Below are 19,780 nucleotides of genomic sequence, written 5' to 3'. Positions count from 1 at the left end.
AGTCAAGCTGGAGGTTCGGTAAATTCTCCCTCGTCTACCTCGTCTGGACGCACTGCGCTGAGCAGGCGTTTTGCGTTTTTTCGCGTCTCCAACGTTCTGTAGGAATCTGCTTCTTCTGCATCTCCAACCTCGTTTTGGCGGTCATTTGGCGGTCATTTGGCGGTCACTTTGGCGGTCACAATGTCGGTCAGAAACGGCTGTCGAAAACCGAGTGGAAGGAAGTGGAGATGCAGGACCTTACCTACACCAGCCGTGGCCTGAGGAGACGGAGAAACAGCGACCGATGGGAGGCGGTCCTCTCGCACACCGACCCCGTGACGGGCGAGGTCGTGAGGACGTTCCATACGGTCGAGGGAAAGACGCGCCGGCAGGCAGAGCGCGCACGCGACGCGCTCATCTTGGAGCTCGAGCGCAAGGGAGGAGCCGTCGGCTCCTCGATGAGCGTGCGCGAGTTCATGGAGCAGTTCCTCGCCTACAAGGAGGGCTCGGGCACCATAGAGCCCTCGACGGCGCGCGGATACCGCGCCGAGGCGCGCCAGATAGACTCCTACATCGGGAACGTCCGCCTGGCGAACCTCTCAGTGGAGGACGTGTCGGGCTGGATGCGCGACATGAGCGCCGACGGCTACGCGCCGAAGAGCGTGTCGAAGCCCTTCCGCCTGCTCAAGCAGGCGCTCAAGTGAGGCATGGCACAGAACCTCATCACCAAGAACCCCTGCGACTTCTGCAAGCCGCCCAAGCGCGTGAAGACGCCCACCAACGCCCTGCCGCGCGAGGAGCGCACCCGCATGCTGGAGCTGGCGAGGCGCGCGCAGCCGGCGCCCCTGGGCATAGCCATAGAGCTCGCCCCCACCACGGGCATGAGGCGCGGCGAGGCCTGCGCGCTCAAGTGGTCCGACCTCTCCGACGACGGCACCATAACCGTGAGCCACGCCCTGGGGAACGGCGACGGCGGCCTCTACGTGAAGGAGCCCAAGACCTCGAGCTCCCTGAGGACGATCCCCCTCACCCGGCGCACCTTCGACACGCTGCGCCTGGTGAGGGCGAACGCCGTGCGCATCGCCAACGAGTTCGCGCTTCCCTTCGGAGACCCCTACATACTGGGAACGCAGGAGGAGAAGAGCAGGCCCTACAACCCCACGCAGCTCGGGAAGGACTTCGCCGCCTTCTGCAAAATGAACGGCTTCAAGTGCACCTTCCACGACCTCAGGCACACCTTCGCCACCATGATGATCGCGGGAGGCTGCGACGTGCGGACCGTGGCGAGCTACCTGGGGCACGCGAGCGTGTCGATGACGCTGGACATCTACGCCGACGTGGATCCGGAGGCCAAGCGCGCCGCCGTGAGCAAGGTCGAGGAGAGCTTCGACGCCGAGATGAGCGGCTACGGCGACGCCATCATGGACAACGTCATCGGAGCTCCCAAGCGCCGCGAGCCCGCGATCAGCTTCTCGGTGGAGCAGCTCAAGGCAATGCTCGCCGCCGCAGAGGAGAAGGAGGCGGGTCATGGGCGTCTTTAGGTTCGTCTGGCGCTTCGTGCGCTGGCTCTTCCGCGCCGTCTCGCGATGGATGTGAGCACGCGCTTGATAAAATTGCATCAACGGTTCGCGCAGAAAGGCCGCGGCTATTCCCGATAAAGAACCCGCCAAGACGGAGGCATCAATTGCTCTCTCAGATAACATGCAGATCAGGAACATGATCTATACCGTGCGAGGCCAGCAGGTCATGCTTGACAGCGACCTTGCCGAACTATATGGCGTTGAGACGAAGAGGCTCAACGAGGCGGTAGGCAGAAACAAGGCGCGTTTCCCTGAGGCGTTCTGCTTTAAGCTCACGGGTGACGAAGGAGAATCTTTGAAGTCGCAAATTGCGACCTCAAAGACGGTCGAGGGTCGAGGCGGCAGACGCTACCTCCCCAGGGTGTTTACCGAGCAGGGCGTTGCCATGCTCTCCGCTGTCCTCAGGAGCGAGACGGCAATAAAGGTAAGCGTCAAAATCATGAACGCTTTCGTCGAGATGCGACACTTCATTGCAGACAACGCCCATATGTTCGAGCAAATCCGCACGGTTGAGCTCAGGCAGCTGGAATACCAGAAAGCCACCGACGAGCGCTTCGAGCGCGTCTTCGACTACATGGAGACCCACGAGGCGCCGAACTAGAAGGTCTTCTTCGAGGGACAGGTCTACGATGCGTTCGAGCTGCTAATTTCGCTCGTGCAAAGAGCAAAGCGCAAGATTGTCCTGGTCGACGGCTATGTGGACACGGGCACGCTCAACATTCTCGCCAAGAAGCGGCCAGGCATCTCCGCCACCGTGTGGACGCATCCCAAGACCTGCCTTACCGAACGCGACATTGCCACCTTCAACGCGCAGTACCCGACGCTCGAAGTCAGGCACACGGCCTCGTTCCACGACCGCTTCCTCATCCTGGACGGAGCCGAGGGCTACCTGATTGGAGCATCGCTGAAGGACGCAGGCAAGAAGAGCTTCGCCATCACCAAGCTCGAAGGCTCAAGCATCATTGAATCGATTATCGCCGCGCTCGACGAGTAAGAGATTAAAACGTGTGACATCTTTGAGGTCGCAGTTTGCGACCTCAAAGCGCCTAAGCCCCTAAGCCAACCTGGCGCGTGATAAATGAAATAAACCGTAACCAGTAAACCCGCCTGGCCTCCGCTTCCGATCATGCACACTGGCGGGTCTTCTTTATGCGATGCGCCTGCAATCTGCCCTGCCCCGGGCCCGAAGGCTAAGGGCAGCCGCATGTGCCGACCTCCCGTCGAGACGATCAATGTGGTGGCGGAGCAGCCTTCTCAACCCGCCACCAGGCACAATGCCGTGGCGAACGCCGAGCCTCCACATGCCCAGCGGACACGCCACGATGGCGTGAAGCGCCCGGGCACCTCATGGGCATGGCCACCGCACGTCGCACAGCACCCACGCGAGCACCCCGTCGTCCAGCGAAGCCACAAGCAGCCGGCCAGCGCACCGCGCCTCCGCCGGACATGCCCCGGTGCTCCAGGCACGCAGCGCCTCGCAGCAAACCCCATCGCCGCATTCCCACGGGCTGCCTCCGCGCACGCCTCACCCCGCCTCGCCTTGGGAGCGAAGACTCGCCCACGGTCGCTCTAGAGCAAGGGGCGCGAAAACTTTTCCGAGAGGCACAAGGCGCCCCTCGGAAAACTCGGGCGCATCCGCGTTTCGCTTTTGCCCCTTGCGCTGCCGCTTTCCCGCAGGCGCCATCCGCACCACAAGGCGCGCCAAGGGGGCGGGCCCCAACACGAGGAGGCAGACAGCCATGGGAAAGAGCATCGACGAGAGGCCGCACGCGGCAATCCGCGCGTACCTGAAGCACGGGGGCGTCGAGGTCCTGGAGGAGGGCTGGGCGCGCGGCTCGGGCAGCATCGACCCCATCGCCATGGACGACGAGGAGCTCGTCTTCGTGGACACCGCCACCAAGTGCGGGGGCTACGACATGCCCCGTGAGGAGCCCGACCAGGGGCGCTTCGAGCGCATCGCGGCGGCCTACCTCGCCGAGGCCGAGGTGGAGGGACTCACCAGCATCCGCTACGACATCGTGAGCCTCCTGGTGACCGGCTCCGAGAGGGCCCTCCTGCGCCACCACAAGAACGTCCTCCACGACAGGAGGTAGGCCCTAAGGAATCTTGCTCCGGGCCTTCGGACTCGGAGCAGATTGGCTCACATCCGTCTGCGACTCAAATAATCTCCCATAAAACACGGTGAACTATGTCGCACATAGGTAGATATAAAATTTCTAGTGGAGAGTATCGATTGTGCGGAGCGCTATGGGTCAAATTTCTTCACGGCAATTAACTGACAAGCTCAGGGAGCTCATCTTGTCGAGCGAAGACCTTCCTGAAACCTCAACGCTTGAGTACAAGGAAATTCCGCATGACATAAAGCTCCATCGCTGTGAGTTCTATAAGGACATACTCAGTCTTCTAAATTCATCCGAGTTTCCTGATGAGGACAGATTTCTCGTGTACGGAGTCAAAGATCAGGAGCGAACACCATGTGGGTATGACCGAAGTAAAGGAAACGATGATGCCACATACCAGCAACTCTTCGAGAAGATAAGCCCCCGCCCAACGATTTCAGTTTGCCGATATCGAAGCGTCTCGAATTTTGGACGATGAGAAGCTCGCGAGGAGGCTCTTCGGGTTCTTCTTCATACCATCGAGTAATTTTGGAAAGGTATATGAGATGGCAGAAGGGGTATCTGATGACATCCCACCAGATGACTCCTCAACTAGACAGAATGCCCTATTGCGCAAACGCAAATCCATTTCTGAAGGAGCATCTTTTACTCGCAACGGCAGCCGCGTTCGCCCATTGATGCAATCCGACAGAACGCGAATCCTCGAATTCAAAAAACAGCCCGAAACTCCCACTAGATTGGTAGATGCCAGTACTTTTGCCTTTGATGCAAGAGGCACCTCTATTTTTGCGCTTGCAGCGATTTTTGGCTCGTGGGATGAAACGCTGCCTGGAGATATTCAGGCTATCGAAGCTGCCGCGAAGATGAAATATGAAGAATGGATTACCCCCTTAAGAGAGCTCAGGGCAAACGAACCCTCAATTCTTGCGGTAGAGGGCTCTGTATGGACCATTCCAAGCAGAGTTGAGAATATTAGGCGCTGTTCAGAGCATCTAACACTCGCGCAGCTTCATGAGATTCAACCGACTATTGGCAGCATCCTATCGACAGTAGACCCCAAGTACGACCTACCGGCGGACAGTCGTTTCGCTGCAGCGATTTACGGGAGGGCCAACCCGTGCTCAACAGGCATGCGCCAGGGCGTTGCCGAGTTTCTCGCAATTATCGGAACCGCAGCTGTTGAATTGCCCCACTGCGATAGGCGAGCAGTCGACCGGTTCGTAAGCGATACTATGAAACAGATAATTTGCACAACAGATTGGAGAGTGCTTGCATCAGCGGACAGCGAGTTTCCTCTACTGGCAGAAGCATCTCCTGACCTCTATCTCGCCTTGGTTGAATGCGCCTATGATGAAGGAGGCAGCCTCGGTGACTTCCTTAAACAAGCACCATCCACTTTTGGCGTTAGCAACGGTTACGGTCTTTTCACAGGCGTACAGTATGCCGCACAAGACCCCAAGACATTCGCAAAGGCAATGTCTCTCCTAGAAAAGCTCCACGACACAACTCCCTTAGCAGCACAGGCGATAGAGAGCGTCCTCCTGCCATGGAGACCGGAGACACGAGCAGACATCCAAACGAGAATTGCGATGGGTCGCAGGCTAGCTGACAAGGGTTGCTGGAAATCGTTATTGAAGCTGCTGCCCGGCGCAACTCGCACCGCGATACCCATTCCTACTCCACGCTACCTACCCGCGATCTCCTTTGATGAGCCTGTTAAAATGGACGAGTATCGACAAGTCAGTCAGGAATATACTGAAGTTGCGATTGATGCTGCTGAGGGTAATGCCGACCGCATCATCGACTTGCTTGGAGCGGTCAACTCTATCGACATGGCTGGAGAGATGCCTCGTTTCGCAGAGCTTCTAAACAGGACGCAAAAGCATTTAACAGATGCTGATACATTTAGGGTCTGGAACGAGCTTGAGATATTGTTGCGCCGCTATCGAGCATTTGGCAAGGACAACGAGCTCGTTGATCATGATGGATATGCGCTCTTGGGCGATGCGGCACGTGCATTAAAGCCAGATGATCCGTACTTCATAGCGCTGTTCCTCTTTACCCATGCAACATACTCCTTGGCATCCAATACAGAATCCCGCGCAAGTGGAAATGAGGTGGAAGATGAAAGAGAGAAAGCGATTGATGCGCTTTATAAATCTGAGGGGACCGATGCGCTGAAACGCCTTGCATTGAACTGCACAGAGCGTCGCTCGCTCGGCGCAAGTGCGTCCGCAATCGTCCATTCAGAAGATGCAATTTTGGAGGTTATTGACTGGTTAAGTAACGAGAAAAGCTTGGAGGAGACCTTTGCTGGCTTCGTTACGGGTATCTATATCAACGACGCACAATCTTGCCTTGATTTACCTAGAAAGCAGAACTGGTCTGCACAAAAAACCGCCATATACTACGCTCACCTATCCTGTGAACCCCGTGTATGGAAAGCCGTCGAGAACACGCTGGGTACTGAACGGGCTTCCTTGTATTGGCAAATAGCTCCCCCATGCCTGAGCGTTGATTCTGTTGCTGAAGCTGAATACGCCATTAGTATGTACACCTCGCAGGAAAGGTACGGCGTTGCTACTACCTATGCCGGTTTGTGCATTTCGCAAGGACTAGAGCTAGATGCATGTGTAGTAGATAAAGCACTGCAAGGACTTTCTCCCATAGATGCGGGAACGGAGTTAAGCGAATACTATCTGAGCGTTGCATGCTCATACCTTGATGCAAGACATCCTACTGAGGCGCTTGCCTGGAAGGAATTTGAGTGGCTTCCGCTCCTTCGCAATGCAGGGGCTTTATACCCCGATTCAAACCTCCATCTTTTTAAGCTGATGTCACAAAGCCCTGAGTTTTTCATAGCAATACTCAGCTTGCTTTACAGTAAAGACTGCGATGAGAGCAATAAAGATCAAGTTAAGAGCATTAAAGAACGAGCCTTTGAAGTACTTAACGCCTGGCGTGTGGTACCAGGAAGCACCGAGGACGAAATTGATCATGACGAATCAGATAGCTGGCTTTTACGTGTAAATGAACTTGCAAGTGATGCCGGACTCATCAACCAAGCCAGCCATGCAATTGGCAGATGCTTCCTCCACGCCCCTGCAGATGCCGATGGCCTCTTTATTGACAAGGGGGTTGCAAAATACTTAGATCAAGATGAACACATGCTTAACGGATATTCTGAAGAAGCAGTTAATTCGCAGGGTGCAATCTGGGTTGGCGAGCATGGCGAATCTCTTTTCGAAATAGCACGCAACTTTGACGTGAAAGCAACTGAGCTGGAGCATGCTGGATTCATGCAATTTGCCGCCGCTATCCGCAACTTAGCCAGGGAATATGAGATGGATGGGAAGCGTGAGCAGAAAGAAGAGCAGACGTAGGCATTGCAACGCTATTTCTGGAATAAGCCTGATATTGCTGCTTCCGAATTATCGCTTCTTGTCGCCGCCTGCCAGTAGTCACTAAATGATTGTTTGGCAGCGATATTAGATACCGAATTCAATAAGCTTGTATCACGCAAACCATCAGATTGGATATCAGCTTCTCTCCTAGATATCGTCAGCTACAAGAATGGTTTAGCAATGCAAAAGTTTCGCTCAACGGGGGGGTAATGTGAGGCCGCTAATCCTAAAGATTTGTGAACTCAGACAAGGTTACTGTGGTTCCGACACTGAAAGACGCCGTAGTGGCATCGATGAATTCGCGCTCGTTCATGATGGCGGCTTAGTCTTTTCATGGTTCAGAACCTTGCTCCTAGATTTCTGAACGGGTGGAAATGCTGGGCTTAGTCAACATCCTTTTAAGGCCACATCAAACAATCGAGCACCTGAGCCACGCGTCCAGCACTACCGATGCCGGTCGTATTTATCAGGATGTCGTTACCCCTTAGCTCCTTTTCTGGCTTCACTGCTTTCTTAGCAGAGTCATGCAATTTTGCAGGAACAAGGCTAAGACGTTGATTTCTAACGCGGCGCTGACCTACGACATAAACCGCATTTGGGTTACCCACGTCGATGTATTTTGGGACGATTCCCTCTGCCAAATAGCCAGTAAAGTCACCTAAAGGAGAGGTACACCACTTAGCACCCATACCTGATAGCCTCCAGGTTCTTCTTAATCTCCACTTGCAGGCGATTCGATTTCTCGAAGCACTTGGAGAGCTCGTCAGTGAGCCTTGCCATCTTCTCCTCGAAAGGCTCGTCATCGTTGTCTCTGTCAACAGTTAATTCCCCGGAATCACGGAGGGAACTCCCCACTCTCGCGGTGGGGAACTCCCTCCCTTCACACTGGGGCCAGGAGGCTCGCGTCGGCGCGTGCTTTAGCCTGTGGCTCTCTCCCCCGAATACGACGGGCCGGCCGTGATGGGCGACCCTGTCGATGATGGCAGCCGCCATCTGGCCGTCCGCGAGGACGGATCCCCACCTGGAGAAGTCGACGTTGGTGGCGATTGCCAGGCCGCGCCCCTCGCAGCTCGCATCGATCGCCTGGAAGAGCGGCCTCGCGCCGCCCCCGTCCACGGGGACGTAGCCGAACTCATCGATGGGCAGCAGGCCAGTCCCGTCAAGCGACCTCGTCGTCCTCTGGAGCGAGCCCTCGCGCTTGGCCTGCGAGAGCTCGGCGGCGAGCTCGGCGGTGGTGAAGCACCTCGCCCGCATGCCCATCGGGCAGGCGGCGGTACCGGTTGCCACGAGCATGCGGGCCTTGCCCGTGCCCACGGGGCCGCAGGGGGCCAGGTTCCGCGACTTGCGGACGAACGCGCAGGTGACGACGCCCTCCCTCGTCAGCGTCGGCGGCGGCCTCGCCGAGGCCCAGTCGTACCCCTCGTGTAGACGGTAACGTGATTTACCGCGCGTGAGGTAAGTCACGTTACCGTCTACAATCCTCAAGGAGGGCGGCACAGGGCGGCGCTATGCGTCGAGACCGTCGAAGCCCTTCTCCCGCGCCCAAGGCGCAAGCGCGCAACGTGGCAACGCCCCAGAACACGCAAGCGTGCACCAGCGCATACGCCAGCGCGATGATGGAAGGGAAACCCAGCGATGATCGTGAAGACCTACTACCAGGACGGGCGCATGGACGCGTTCGACACCGCCAATCTCACCGACGCGAGCATGCATCGCGGAAACGTCGTCACCGACTGGTCGCTCGATCTCTCCGGCGCCATGCGCGAGGGCGGCATGCTGCTCCTCTCCATGCGCTGGTACCCCGCGCCGGGGCAGGACGCGCCCGCCGGGCCGGAGGGCCTCCCCATAGCCCGCAGGCGCGACGGGCTCTGCGTCGTCGCGGCGGACAGCGAGGACGTGCCGCGGCTTTCCATGGTGACGGTGGACGGCGAGCTCGCACTCCTGCGCGTGGGAGACGGCCTCGTGGACTGCAGCCGCCTCGCCTGGGCCTCGCGCATCGCCGACGGCCTGCCCGCCCAGGCGGTCTCGGCGCACCAAACGCTCAGCATGCTTGTAGGCGATGGTGCAGACGGCATCGACGTGGAAGCCGAGGTCTGCCGACAGATGGGCTTCGACCCTGCGACGTATGCGCTTGTGGAGGGGATGCATGAGATGACGTGTGCCAATCAAGAAAATACTGATGAGAGATTCAGCAAGGGTCCGCTTACCTAGAAAATACGCATAGCTCAACCCTGCAGATGCAATAATCCTCTTAAGGCAAAGCACGTTATTAGCCAGGTGAAAAATGAAAATTCATTACTTCCAACGCTACCAGCAAAAAGAAAACGTTGCGACTGCGAACACGATGCTGTTACTATCGCGCCTATACCAGTATTCCCCCGATAAGTTCTTCCGCTTTCTAAAGGCAGAATCCGATGCTTTTGAACCGGAGGTTACTTTTACCCTGCAGGAGAAGAACGAGTCCAGCGTTCCCGACGCGACGATTACCCAGGAAAGCTTCAAGGTCGTCGTGGAGACAAAACGGTCCGATAAGTTCGATCCGAATCAGTTAGTGAATCACCTTGCTGCATTCGACGATCAAAAATACAAGCGGCTCGTTACGCTTGCACCTATTCCAATGAGTGAAAGCATGAAGAAGCTCGTCGAGGCTGAGATATCAAAGCACAAAAAAGCCTCGGGCGAAAAATTTGGCATCGTTCATGTAAACATGACATTCAAAGAGTTGGCAGATGCGGTTCAGGACGTCCTCGATGACCATGATTACGATATGCAGGAGGTGCTCGACGATTACATCGACTACTGTCGCCATGACAATCTGATTGTCGAGCAGGACTCTTGGAAGTACCTGCGCATGCGGCTATGCGGCACCACCTTTGACTTCAATAAGAAGAGCGGTCTGTACTACGACAAAGCCGAACATGGATTTAGACCACATGACTATCTCGGCTTGTACAAAAACAAGAGTATCCGGGCGATCGGGAAAATCTGCGCGCGCATTGTGGCGTGGGAAGAATCTGGGAAAATGCGGTATCAGCCTGAATTCGGGGAGTGCACAAAAGAACACATGGACACAATCGTTGAGGCGATAAAGGACGGGAAAAATTACGGCTATGATTTGGCCGCAGAAAAGCATAGATACTTTTTCGTGGACCAATTTGTTGAGACTGATTTCAGAAAAGTCACCCCGTACGCTCCAATGGGAGCAAGGATCTTCGACCTCACTGATGTTTTAGGCGCTGACAGTCTCCCTGACGTACAAGAAATCGCAAAAGCACTCAGCACGAAAACATGGAGCTAAGTGCCTGGAAGCTGTTTTTCTGACAATAGGGCAAACACCGAACTGATAGCAGAATGCGCCTCGGATGACCGGGGTGCATTTCGTTCACATTCTCTCTCGTATTCTTATCGCTCCCGTTCCTCCGCCCGCGACGCTGCGCCGTACGCCCTACAACAGGCGTAGGCGGCGAGCGTCACGAAGCCGGAGAGGAAGCCGGCTATGCAGGCGACGATGCTAGCCATCCTCTCCCTCGTCCTCCTCGCGGCGCGGGCCGATGCTGCGCGCGATGCCGATGACGGTGGCGGCACAACCCGCCGCAGCCAGGGCGCAGATGCCCGCTATCGGCAGCTCGTCTCCCGTCTGCGGGAGCTTGCCGCCGGGCGCCGGCGCCTCGGGGGTCTCGGGTGGCACGAGCTTCACGGTCTGCCCCTCGTCGTTCACGTCGGCATGCGAAGCGACCTCCTGGCCGTCCAGGGCGAGCGACTCGAAGGCCACGACCGCATGCCCGGAAAGCTTCGCGCCGTCGAAGGTGAAGGTTACCTCCTGCGTGCCGTCCGCCGCATCGGGCACGAAGGCCACGGTGGAGGTGACGGCCTTGCCGTCCGGGCGCACGGGCTCGCCGGTCTCCTTGTCCACGAGCGTGCCGGTGAGCGTGTACTCCTCGCCGGGCGTGAGCCCCGTGCAGGAGACGGTGTCCACGATGGTCACCGAGTCGTCGGCCACGGCCTCGTGGTCGCCGTCGTCCGCGTCGGTCGCCTCGGTCTGCACGCCGGGCGCGGGAGGCGTCTGCGTGGGCGGCGCATCGTTGGTGAGCGTGCCCAGGTCCACGGTCACGCCATCGCGGTGGACCGAGACGTCGAAGGCCGGGATGAGCGCGCGGTCGGCATTGGCCTCTGAGGGCTGCTCCTCGACCGTGTAGTCGTCGTAGGGCAGCGCGCCCTTGGCGTCGTCGGGGTCGGAGCCTCCGAACCACACGCCGGAGTCCGCCGTGCCGCCATTGGTGTCCTTGGTGTGGGCGTTCCAGCTGGCAGCCGTGGAGGCCTGGCCGTTGCCGTCGGTCACGATCATGTGGCTCTCGCCCGTGGTCTTGCTGGTGATCTTGAAGGGCACGCCCGCGAGTCGCTGCTGGTGCCGTCCGCCACCTTCACGAGCGCGAGGTCGCCGCGCACCACCTGCTCGGTGAACTCGCCTTCGGGCGTGAGCTCGAAGACCGCGGAGCCGTGTGGCCCGCATCCTCATTGGCGGGGCGGCACGCCAGGCCTTCCTGCACCACCTGACCTGCATGAGGTGCGCCGGGACCGACAGGCGCCAGCTCGAGAGGCGGGTAAAGGAAGGAGCGCGCAAGGGCAGGTGGGCCGCCACCGTGCGCGCCCTCTCCTGCGTCAGGAGCATAGACGAGATAAGCGCGTTCTGCCTGGCCGCGGAGGCTGGCTGCCTCTCGGGGTTCCCCGCCGCACCGGAGTATGCGAGCTGGTGCGGACTCGTCCCCTCCGAGCACTCGTCAGGCGAGAGGGAGGAGACGGGGCACATCGCCAAAGCGGGCAACTCCGCGTCGAGGAGGACGCCCGTCGAGAGCGCCTGGCACCATGCGAGCTGCTCGGCAAGGCCCAAGCGGCTCCCCGGCGAGTGGGGCGCGCCCACTGCCGCCATACGCCCGCGCGGCAACGCCTGCGCCCGCGAGCTCGCCTGCTGGGTCTGGGAGATAGGCCGTGGGGCGGAAGGCACCTATCACAGGTAGTTCCCCCGTATCCCATGGGCATCTCTGCCAGGAGGGCCTGCGGCCCTCGACGCACCGCCGGGAGCCGCTCGCGACTCCTTTTTTGGACAACCGCAAGGCTGCATCCGCCACAAAGACTGACGTTCGCACGAAGCTCCCAGGCGAAGAATCGAACTGCGACACCACGCCTCCCTACCAATTGCTGGGCCCTATGACCGGCAGGGGCGCGGGCACAAGCCCGCGAACATTAGCTTGCCAGGCAAGCGTCGACCAAGAGATGCGTGCCCCCAGGCCCACGCCTGGCTGGAAGTGACGGCAGGCCGCTTGACAACGCTTCTCTCGCATTAAAAGAAAGGCCAGGGGTTTTCGCCGCTGACCTCCAGTTTTATAGTCGCGGTGGCAGAATTTGAACCTGTGACCTCCGGGTTATGAGCGACCCAGAGGGCGTTTCATACCAGTTCCAGCGATTCCAGAATTGCAGCGAACGGTACCTGAACTGTGGTTTTCCCATTCTCCACGTTCTGTGCGCTCTGGGTTTCCTGTCCTTCCGACATCCGTTTGTCGGTCATTTGTTGGTTCTGATGTCGGTGAGAATGTCGGTTAACAAATGGCTGTGGAAAACGGACGTTTGGAGGACCGATGGAGTACGCGAGCAGGGGGCCTGAGGAGGCGCGGCGACACCGACCAGTGGGAGGTGACGCTCTCCCGCAGGAACCCGATAACCGGGGAGCCCGAGAGGCTCTACTGCATCGCGAGGGGCAGGACGAGGCAGGCAGCCGAGAAGGCGCACGACGAACTCATAGCATAGTGCAGCTCGAGCTGGAGGGCGGCACCGCGACGTCCAACGTGTGCGTTCGCGACTTCATGGACGCGTTCCTGCGCTACAAGGAGGGTTCCAAGACGATAGAGCCCTCCACGGTACGCAGCTACCGCGCCGAGACAAAGCAGATCTGCCACTACCTGGGCGATGTGAGACTCTCGGCGCTCACCGTGGCCGACGTCAACGGCTGGATGGCCCGCATGACCGCCGACAGCTATGCGCCGAAGTCGGCGGCCAAGCCCTTCCACCTCTTGAAGCAGGCGCTCAAGTGGGCGATGTCGCAGGACCTGGTGCGCAAGAACGTCTGCGAGTTCTGCAAGCCGCCCAAGTGGGTGAAGACGCCCATAAACGCGCTCGATCGCGCCGAGCGCACGCGCATGCTGAGGCTCGCCGTCGCGGCCGAGGCCACGAGCCCGCTGGGCCTGGCCATAGAGCTCGCGCTCACCACCGGCATGAGGCGCGGCGAGGTGTGCGCGCTGCGCTGGAGCGACGTGGAGGGCGACGGCACCGTGACCGTCTCCCACACGCTGGGCAACGGCGAGGGCGGCTTCTACCTGAAGGAACCCAAGACCGGAAGCTCCGCGCGCACCATACCGCTCACGGCGCACACGGCGGCGACCCTCAGGGCCAAGCGCGCCGACTCCCGGCGCGTGCTGGCCAAGATGGGAGTCCCCGCCGGCGACCCCTTCGTACTGGGGACGCAGGAGCCCGAGAGCAGGCCCTACAACCCCACGCAGCTGGGGAAGGACTTTCTCGGCGTTCTGCAAGATGAACGGCTTCGACTGCACGTTCCACGACCTTCGGCACATCTTTGCCACCATGATGATCGGGAACGGCTGCGACGTGCGCACCGTGGCGAGCTACCTGGGGCACGCGAGCGTGAACATGACGCTCGACATCTACGCGGACGTGGACCCGGAGGCAAAGAGGGCCGCCGTGGGCAAGGTGGACGAGAGCTTCGACCTGGACATGAGCTCGCCGGCGCTCTGGGAGCCGCAGGTCGCACAGCCAGCCGCCGAGTCGGAGGGCCTCACGTTCACCGTGGGACAGCTAGAGGCCATGCTCGCCGAGACCAAGCGGAGGGAGGCCGGCCATGAGGGCGCTTAGGGCACTGCTGCGGTTGCTGAAGGCCGTCGCGCGCATCGCGCTGCGCTGGATGTAGCCGCGCCGCTAGAGCCTACTCGAACCCGAGGTTCGACCTCCACGGGCCCCTTTACCTGTGAGGCCCTCGGACGGGCCGGCTTTACTCGAACCTACTTGGACCTACTTGGACCCATGCAGGGAATAGTACTGCGACGGGTCGTGGGCGCTGTTGCCGTGCCAGTCCAGAATCCCCTTCTTTACCAGGGACTTGAGGGCTGGTCGCGAGACCTTTACGCTGCGGCCGAGGTGGTCGGTGAGCTCTCTGGCGGTCACCCGCCCCCTACCGTACACGTACTGGAGGGCGGCGAGCTCGTACTCGCCCAGGGCGCCAAGCGCGTCCTCGCCGATGTCACTCGCGATCGTGTCGCCCCGGCGCAGGACGCGCGAGGTCGCGCTGTTCTCGAGCGTGAGCCTCACCGAGGCGCCGTTCGGCTCCGAGAAGGTGGGCTCCCTCAGGAAGAAGCTCGCCATCTCGTCGTATATGCGCTGCACGCCCTCGTTGAGCTCCCTGACCCAGCCGAACTCGACCAGGGTGCGCGCGATCGTAGGGTTGCGCGACCAGCGGGTGTACTTCATGTTCTCGAGCGTCACGATGTTGGGGAGCTTGCCCGGACTCGTTATCTCGAGGCGGTCGTCGTACATCATCACGCGGATGTGGTCGCCGCTCATCGCGTAGTCGCGGTGTGTGACCGCGTTAACGAGTCCCTCGAACCAGGCGAACTCCGGGTACTCCGGTATGACCTTGAACCTGCCGTCGTCCCCGAGGTACTGGAACTCCCTCAGCTGGCTCGAGATGAACTCCTTCGCGCCATCGATGGTCTTGGGGAGCGGCCCGTCGAAGGTCCTGTCCTTGACTATGTTGAGCCTGCGCCCCGTCTCCATCTTGCTGCCGTCGAGGCGGATGACGCACACCCGCGCCCACGGCATGAATCTGGCGGGGCTCTCCGAGAAGAGGAGGACTCCCGCGTTGGTGAGGTGGCCGTCCTGGAGGAAGCCGCGGCTCCGGAGGACCTGCTCGTCGCTCGCCTCCGTGCCGAGCTCGGCCTTGTAGCGGGCCATCACCTCGGGGTCCACGTCCCCTATCGAGGAGCGCTCCTGCACCTTGTCCTCGTAGCGGCGCTGCTGACCATCTAACGACCAGAGCTCAACCTCATCGGTTATGATTTTCCGGGTCCATCCTCTCCTCGGCCTGCGAGGCGGCGCCGCTAGCCTTGCAGCAGGCCAGGGCGCTCGCCGTTGGAGCCGGCCGTCTCCCTGGTCGGGGGTGAGACCAGTTTCACGGTCTGGCCTTCGTCGTCGATGTCGGCGTGGGACGCGACCTCTTCCCCACCCGTGCGCGAGGACGGTGTACGCAACCTCGTCATGGGCGGCCATCTGGTCCGCGCGGCGCCGTCGGCGCTCTCAGGGGAATCAGCGCATTGCGGCAGGCCGCGAGAAGGTGTTCCTGGATTTTACTATCGGCCCGGAGTTCCCACGGGCGTCCGCGGACGTCTCGCAATAACGCTCGCGCAAACCAGAGACACACCGGCGTGGACAGGCGGAACTCGGGAAGCTACTTGGGAACTTAGGAAGACCGCGCTTCCCAAGTTCCCAAGTTTCGAGCCAATGAACGGCCAACGAAAACGCGCTTTCGCCCTGCAACAAGGCCGCCTGCTGCGCCTTTCTCGGGATATAATGCAATCTACTTAGGAACTTTACTTCGGAACTTAGGAAGTCTTCCCTTCCCAAGTTCCCAAGTTCGTCGAAGGAGGGCCCATGTACATAGCCAGCGACGAAGACCTTGCCGCCGCGATGGACCGCATGAGGAAGGCCGGCACAGACTTGGCCGAGTACGAGGTCAAGTCCGCCGCGGGCGGGTTCCCCAAGAGCATCCCCGATACGATATCGGCGTTCGCGAACACCTACGGCGGGACCATCGTGCTCGGCGTGTCCGAGAAGGACGGCTTCTCTCCGGTCCCGGACTCCGATACGAAGACGCTTCAGTCGAAGCTCGCGCAGGCGGCCCGCGAGCTCGTCGAGCCCCCGCAGGCCGTCGACCTCCTTGTCCTGCAGCTCGAAGGCCGTCCCGTGGTGGTGGCCAACGTGCGGGAGGCCCCGGTGCGCGAGAAGCCCTGCTTCGTGAGGAAACTCGGGCAGATGGGCGGGTCCTTCGTCCGGACGGGCGATGGGGACCATAGGATGTCGCTCTACGAGATCGACCGCTTCATCGAGAACCAGCACCGCACCGCGCGCAACGACGCCGAGCCGGTTCCTGACGCGACCCTCTCCGACCTCGACGAGGACCTGCTGGAGGGATGGCTCTCCCATGCGCGCGCCACGACGCTCGACCGGTCGAGGGCGGTGGGCGACGAGGAGCTGATGGCCAACCGCCGCGTCGCCGCCGTGGACGGGCATGGCGTCCTCCGCCCCACGCTCGCGGGAATCATGGCCCTCGGCAAGTACCCGCAGAAGTTCTTCCCGCGTCTGGACGTGGTGTTCACCAGATACCCCGGCCCCCGCAAGGGCGAGCTGGACGAGGCGGGCAGGCGCTTCGTGGACTCGGCCAACGTCGACGGCCCCATCCCGCAGATGGTGGTGGAGACCGTGCGCGCCGTGTCGCGGAACATGAAGCACGGGGCAATCGTAAGAGGGGCCCTGCGCGAGAACGTGCCGGACTACCCCCTTCCCGCCGTGCGCGAGGCGGTAGCGAACGCCCTCATGCACCGCGACTACTCCGTCGACGGGCAGGGCACGCCGGTCCTCGTGGACATGTACCCCGACCGGCTGGAGGTATCCAACCCAGGCGGCCTCTTCGGGTCGCTCACGGTGGACAGGCTGGGCGAGAGGGGCGGCACCGCGTCGAGGAACCAGTTCCTGGCCCGCATCCTGGAGGACGTCCCCTACACCGACTACGACGGCAGCACGGGTCGCGTCGTGGAGAACCGGGGCTCCGGCATCCCCACGATCAACCGGGAGCTCGCCGACGCACTCATGGAAAGGCCGATCGTGCGCAGCACGCTCGACGGGTTCGACATCACCTTCAGACACAGGAGGATGACCGAGGCCGAGGGCGCGGGATACTCCAAGGGCAACATGGAGGAAGCGGTGCTCGCATACTTCTCGGAGCACGAGAGCGCGAGCACCTTCGAGGTCGCCAAGGCCTCTGGCACGTCGACGAAGACTGCGCTGCGCTACATCAAAGCGCTCTTAGACGAGGGACTGCTGGAGCCCATCGGGACCAAGAACAGCCCGAAGAGAAGGTACCGGCTGAGCTAACGGGGATGATGCGGCACGGAGCTGCGGGGCCGCGTCGACAAGGGCACGTGGCTCACTGCGGTCATCACCTACCGGCAGGGCCGCGGGCGCAGGCAACGCTCGTTTTCGGGCGAAAAAAAATGGTAATGCTCGAATCGATTCGTCGGCAAAATATCGGTTAAAAGAAACCCCGACCTGCCTTCGCAGGTCGGGGTTGTAGTTTTGGTCGCGGGGGCAGGATTTGAACCTACGACCTCCGGGTTATGAGCCCGGCGAGCTACCAGACTGCTCCACCCCGCAATGTCTGGGCGCAACCTGTGCGCAAAGAGATAATATAGGGACCCGAAGGCAGACGGTCAAGCTCCATCGTGACTTCCAACATATCCCTTCACAATTGCGCCACGATTCGTCCGCTCTATGCAATTTCACGCGGATTTGCTCACAAGAGAGGTCTTACATGGACACCACACCCCTCGCCTCTGCCCTTGCATCCCTGCTCGTAGGCTATGCCTTCGGCAACTTCCTCACGGCGGACGTCGTCGCGCGGGTCCTCACGCACAAGAGCGCCTTCCAGACCGGCGTGGGGAACCCAGGAATGGCAAACATAGGTCATGAGCTGGGCAAAGGTGCGGCCCTTGTCGTCCTCGCCGGAGACATCCTCAAGGTGGTCGCCGCCTGGGTCCTCTGCCGCACACTCTTCCCCGGCAGCGCCGAGCTCGCTGGCAACGCCGCCGCCCTCGCGACCACCCTTGGCCACAACTTCTCCGCCTGGCATCGGTTCCGTGGCGGAAAGGGCGTGACCACCACCTGCTCGGCAATCATCCTCGCCGCTCCCGCCCTCGGGATCGCGAGCTGCCTCATCGGCCTCGCCACCGTCGTCGCCTCAGGCTACCTCTGCTATGGCGCCGTAACGATCACCCTCGCCTACCTCGTGGGGTCGGTCGTCCTCGCCGCGACGGGAGCCTCCTCTCCCCTGCTCGTGGCCTTTACGCTCGTGCTCTGCGCGCTCATGTTCGTCGCCCACTGGAGCGCGATCCAAGCTGCGCGCAACGGCAGCGCCCGGCGGGCGAGCATCTCGGTCAAGCTGAGGGAGAAGCTGGGACTGCGCGGATAGCGCCGAGCACGTCCGACGCGTCTTCTGGAGCGCACCAGCTGAAGCCGAGCACGTCCGACGCGTCTGGTTGTCTCGTCAGGACGTCCAGCGCGTCTGAGCCTCTCTTCAACACGCCTGACGCGTGCGAATTTCTCCCCACAACGCCCAACGCGCGCGACTTTCTCTCCACTACGTCCAACGCGTCTGGCGATGTGACGTTTGCGCAGGTCAGCGTTTTCAGAGAAACGCGTTGGACGTCTCGTGATAAATCTGCACGCGTTGGACGCTCTGGCGGCGGAGAGAAACGCGCTGGACGCCCTCGCGACATAGCCGCACGCGCCAGACACCCCTCGCGCCCGCGGCGCGCGCCCTACGCGCGCATGAAGCTCGCAGGCTCGTCCGTGCCCGCCACCTGCGCGAGCTCGCGCAGCGCCTCGGGAACGCCGTCGTCCAGGCAGGCCCCGACATGCCAGCGTGCCGTCTCGGCAGCCACCGGCATGGCGTTTGCCACCGCAACGGAGTTGGGAACGCGCTCCATCATCTTGACGTCGTTCTCGCCATCACCGAAGAAGGCGACCTCGTCGTCCGAGATGCCCATGGCCGCGATGAGCTCGTCCAGGCCGGATGCCTTGCTGACGCCCTTGGGAAGCACGTCGAACCAGTGGGTGATGGGTGCCACGATGTCGAACTCGGGCGCGAGCCGCGCGGCGATGCGACGAACGTAGCCCATGTTCTCGTCCGGGCCGTCGCAGGCGATCGCGGAGGCGATGAAGTCGATGTCGGGCAGCTGCTCGCAGAGGATGCCGTTGAAGCGCAGACGACTCTCGTACGCCGCCATCTCTGCCGTGCGCGCGCCGAGGACGTAGACGGGGTTGCTGTGGTCGGTCTTGGCGGGATACGCGCAGAGGAAGACGCCCGGCACGGCGAAGAAGGCGTCGGCAAGCCGCTGGAGCGCCTCCTTGTCCATGTAGTGCACGGCGACGAGCTCGCCGTCGAGCTTGACCTTCTTGCCGTTGGAGAGGATGCCCGTCTCGAAGCAGGACTCGTCGCCGCCGAAGAAGCGCCTGAGCTCCTGCTCGTCACGGCCCGTGGCGGGACCGAAGCGCAGGCCTGCCTCGCGCACGAGGGACACCGCCTCGAAGACCGAGTCAGAGACGCGGTCCTGCCCAAAGGGAATCAGCGTGTTGTCCATGTCCGAAAGAGCAAGCTTGATCATTGCGACCCCCGTCATGCGGGACGCCGTGGGCGCCTGCGTGCTGGAAGAGCGGACCGGCCCGCCGGGAGACCCCGGCCGCGAGCCGTGCAGCCCAGTCTACCACGCGCGACTCGCGCCCCTCGAGGCGTGGGGCGGCCGCGGGCCGCCAAACCCACCATTCCGCCAAGGTCCACAGGCGCGCCAGCGCAATGGAACAA

17 protein-coding genes, 1 tRNA gene and 2 pseudogenes are annotated in these 19,780 nt (G+C 61.0%); 15 read left to right on the top strand and 5 right to left on the bottom strand.

The window, feature by feature from the left end; genetic code table 11:
• Positions 1 to 227 precede the first annotated feature (227 nt).
• The 7 genes from HMPREF1008_RS09885 to HMPREF1008_RS10435 all read left to right on the top strand — a co-directional run bounded on the left by HMPREF1008_RS09885 (position 228) and on the right by HMPREF1008_RS10435 (position 7,062).
• On the top strand, positions 228 to 683 hold the full coding sequence (locus tag HMPREF1008_RS09885; protein ID WP_009278861.1) for a hypothetical protein: 456 nt from the start codon (positions 228 to 230) through the stop codon (positions 681 to 683).
• Positions 684 to 686: 3 nt separating this feature from the next.
• A complete protein-coding gene (locus tag HMPREF1008_RS05475; protein WP_009278860.1) occupies positions 687 to 1,520 on the top strand; it encodes a site-specific integrase in 834 nt (277 codons plus the stop codon).
• Positions 1,521 to 1,680: 160 nt separating this feature from the next.
• Entirely contained in the window at positions 1,681 to 2,160 is a 480-nt protein-coding gene (locus HMPREF1008_RS10630) for an ORF6N domain-containing protein (RefSeq protein WP_009278859.1), read from the top strand.
• 54 nt (positions 2,161 to 2,214) lie between these two features.
• On the top strand, positions 2,215 to 2,553 hold the full coding sequence (locus HMPREF1008_RS10625; RefSeq protein ID WP_009278858.1) for a hypothetical protein: 339 nt from the start codon (positions 2,215 to 2,217) through the stop codon (positions 2,551 to 2,553).
• A 745-nt stretch (positions 2,554 to 3,298) separates the two neighbouring features.
• Positions 3,299 to 3,652 carry a YraN family protein gene (locus HMPREF1008_RS05465; protein WP_009278857.1) on the top strand — a complete coding sequence of 118 codons (354 nt, stop codon included), beginning with the start codon at positions 3,299 to 3,301 and terminating at the stop codon, positions 3,650 to 3,652.
• A gap of 205 nt (positions 3,653 to 3,857) precedes the next feature.
• The gene (locus HMPREF1008_RS10440; RefSeq protein WP_198003153.1) at positions 3,858 to 4,157 is read left to right on the top strand and encodes an RNA-binding domain-containing protein; all 300 of its coding nucleotides are present in this window, start codon (positions 3,858 to 3,860) and stop codon (positions 4,155 to 4,157) included.
• A 67-nt stretch (positions 4,158 to 4,224) separates the two neighbouring features.
• On the top strand, positions 4,225 to 7,062 hold the full coding sequence (locus HMPREF1008_RS10435; RefSeq protein WP_009278856.1) for a hypothetical protein: 2,838 nt from the start codon (positions 4,225 to 4,227) through the stop codon (positions 7,060 to 7,062).
• A 699-nt stretch (positions 7,063 to 7,761) separates the two neighbouring features.
• On the opposite strand, the gene HMPREF1008_RS05455 is transcribed toward HMPREF1008_RS10435, so the two are convergent.
• Positions 7,762 to 8,568: an ATP-binding protein gene (locus HMPREF1008_RS05455; protein ID WP_232202838.1), complete on the bottom strand. Its 807-nt coding sequence runs from the start codon at positions 8,566 to 8,568 to the stop codon at positions 7,762 to 7,764.
• A 150-nt stretch (positions 8,569 to 8,718) separates the two neighbouring features.
• Between HMPREF1008_RS05455 and HMPREF1008_RS05450 the strand changes: the two genes are divergently transcribed.
• Positions 8,719 to 9,294, top strand: a complete 576-nt coding sequence (locus tag HMPREF1008_RS05450; protein WP_009278854.1) for a hypothetical protein — start codon at positions 8,719 to 8,721, stop codon at positions 9,292 to 9,294.
• Between the two features lie 73 nt (positions 9,295 to 9,367).
• Positions 9,368 to 10,381: a hypothetical protein gene (locus HMPREF1008_RS05445; RefSeq protein WP_009278853.1), complete on the top strand. Its 1,014-nt coding sequence runs from the start codon at positions 9,368 to 9,370 to the stop codon at positions 10,379 to 10,381.
• Between the two features lie 213 nt (positions 10,382 to 10,594).
• Here the strand turns inward: HMPREF1008_RS05445 and HMPREF1008_RS05440 are convergent, their stop codons facing one another.
• Entirely contained in the window at positions 10,595 to 11,470 is an 876-nt protein-coding gene (locus HMPREF1008_RS05440; protein WP_009278851.1) for a VaFE repeat-containing surface-anchored protein, read from the bottom strand.
• Positions 11,471 to 11,582: 112 nt separating this feature from the next.
• On the opposite strand from HMPREF1008_RS05440, the gene HMPREF1008_RS05435 reads away from it, so the two are divergent.
• The 4 genes and pseudogenes from HMPREF1008_RS05435 to HMPREF1008_RS10990 form a co-directional block, all read left to right on the top strand.
• Positions 11,583 to 12,098 carry an IS110 family transposase gene (locus tag HMPREF1008_RS05435; protein WP_009278850.1) on the top strand — a complete coding sequence of 172 codons (516 nt, stop codon included), beginning with the start codon at positions 11,583 to 11,585 and terminating at the stop codon, positions 12,096 to 12,098.
• Between the two features lie 586 nt (positions 12,099 to 12,684).
• Positions 12,685 to 12,885: a hypothetical protein gene (locus tag HMPREF1008_RS10850; protein ID WP_040656744.1), complete on the top strand. Its 201-nt coding sequence runs from the start codon at positions 12,685 to 12,687 to the stop codon at positions 12,883 to 12,885.
• 56 nt (positions 12,886 to 12,941) lie between these two features.
• Positions 12,942 to 13,463 (top strand): annotated as a pseudogene (locus tag HMPREF1008_RS11075) (tyrosine-type recombinase/integrase); the annotation flags it as partial.
• Between the two features lie 157 nt (positions 13,464 to 13,620).
• Positions 13,621 to 14,004: pseudogene (locus tag HMPREF1008_RS10990) on the top strand (tyrosine-type recombinase/integrase); the annotation flags it as partial.
• Positions 14,005 to 14,160: 156 nt separating this feature from the next.
• Here HMPREF1008_RS10990 and HMPREF1008_RS05415 read toward each other — a convergent pair.
• On the bottom strand, positions 14,161 to 15,141 hold the full coding sequence (locus HMPREF1008_RS05415) for an ATP-binding protein (RefSeq protein ID WP_009278847.1): 981 nt from the start codon (positions 15,139 to 15,141) through the stop codon (positions 14,161 to 14,163).
• A 654-nt stretch (positions 15,142 to 15,795) separates the two neighbouring features.
• On the opposite strand from HMPREF1008_RS05415, the gene HMPREF1008_RS05410 reads away from it, so the two are divergent.
• On the top strand, positions 15,796 to 17,295 hold the full coding sequence (locus HMPREF1008_RS05410; protein WP_009278846.1) for an ATP-binding protein: 1,500 nt from the start codon (positions 15,796 to 15,798) through the stop codon (positions 17,293 to 17,295).
• A gap of 202 nt (positions 17,296 to 17,497) precedes the next feature.
• On the opposite strand, the gene HMPREF1008_RS05405 is transcribed toward HMPREF1008_RS05410, so the two are convergent.
• Positions 17,498 to 17,574, bottom strand: a tRNA-Met gene (locus HMPREF1008_RS05405).
• A 157-nt stretch (positions 17,575 to 17,731) separates the two neighbouring features.
• Between HMPREF1008_RS05405 and HMPREF1008_RS05400 the strand changes: the two genes are divergently transcribed.
• On the top strand, positions 17,732 to 18,388 hold the full coding sequence (locus HMPREF1008_RS05400; RefSeq protein WP_009278845.1) for a glycerol-3-phosphate acyltransferase: 657 nt from the start codon (positions 17,732 to 17,734) through the stop codon (positions 18,386 to 18,388).
• A 349-nt stretch (positions 18,389 to 18,737) separates the two neighbouring features.
• On the opposite strand, the gene HMPREF1008_RS05395 is transcribed toward HMPREF1008_RS05400, so the two are convergent.
• Positions 18,738 to 19,598: an HAD family hydrolase gene (locus tag HMPREF1008_RS05395; RefSeq protein ID WP_083823491.1), complete on the bottom strand. Its 861-nt coding sequence runs from the start codon at positions 19,596 to 19,598 to the stop codon at positions 18,738 to 18,740.
• Positions 19,599 to 19,780 lie beyond the last annotated feature (182 nt).

Source organism: Olsenella sp. oral taxon 809 str. F0356, from assembly GCF_000233535.1.
GTDB classification, from domain to species: Bacteria; Actinomycetota; Coriobacteriia; order Coriobacteriales; family Atopobiaceae; genus Olsenella_I; species Olsenella_I phocaeensis.
The sequence above is the reverse complement of the archived record's forward strand: the minus strand, read 5'-3'. Positions and strand labels throughout refer to the sequence as shown.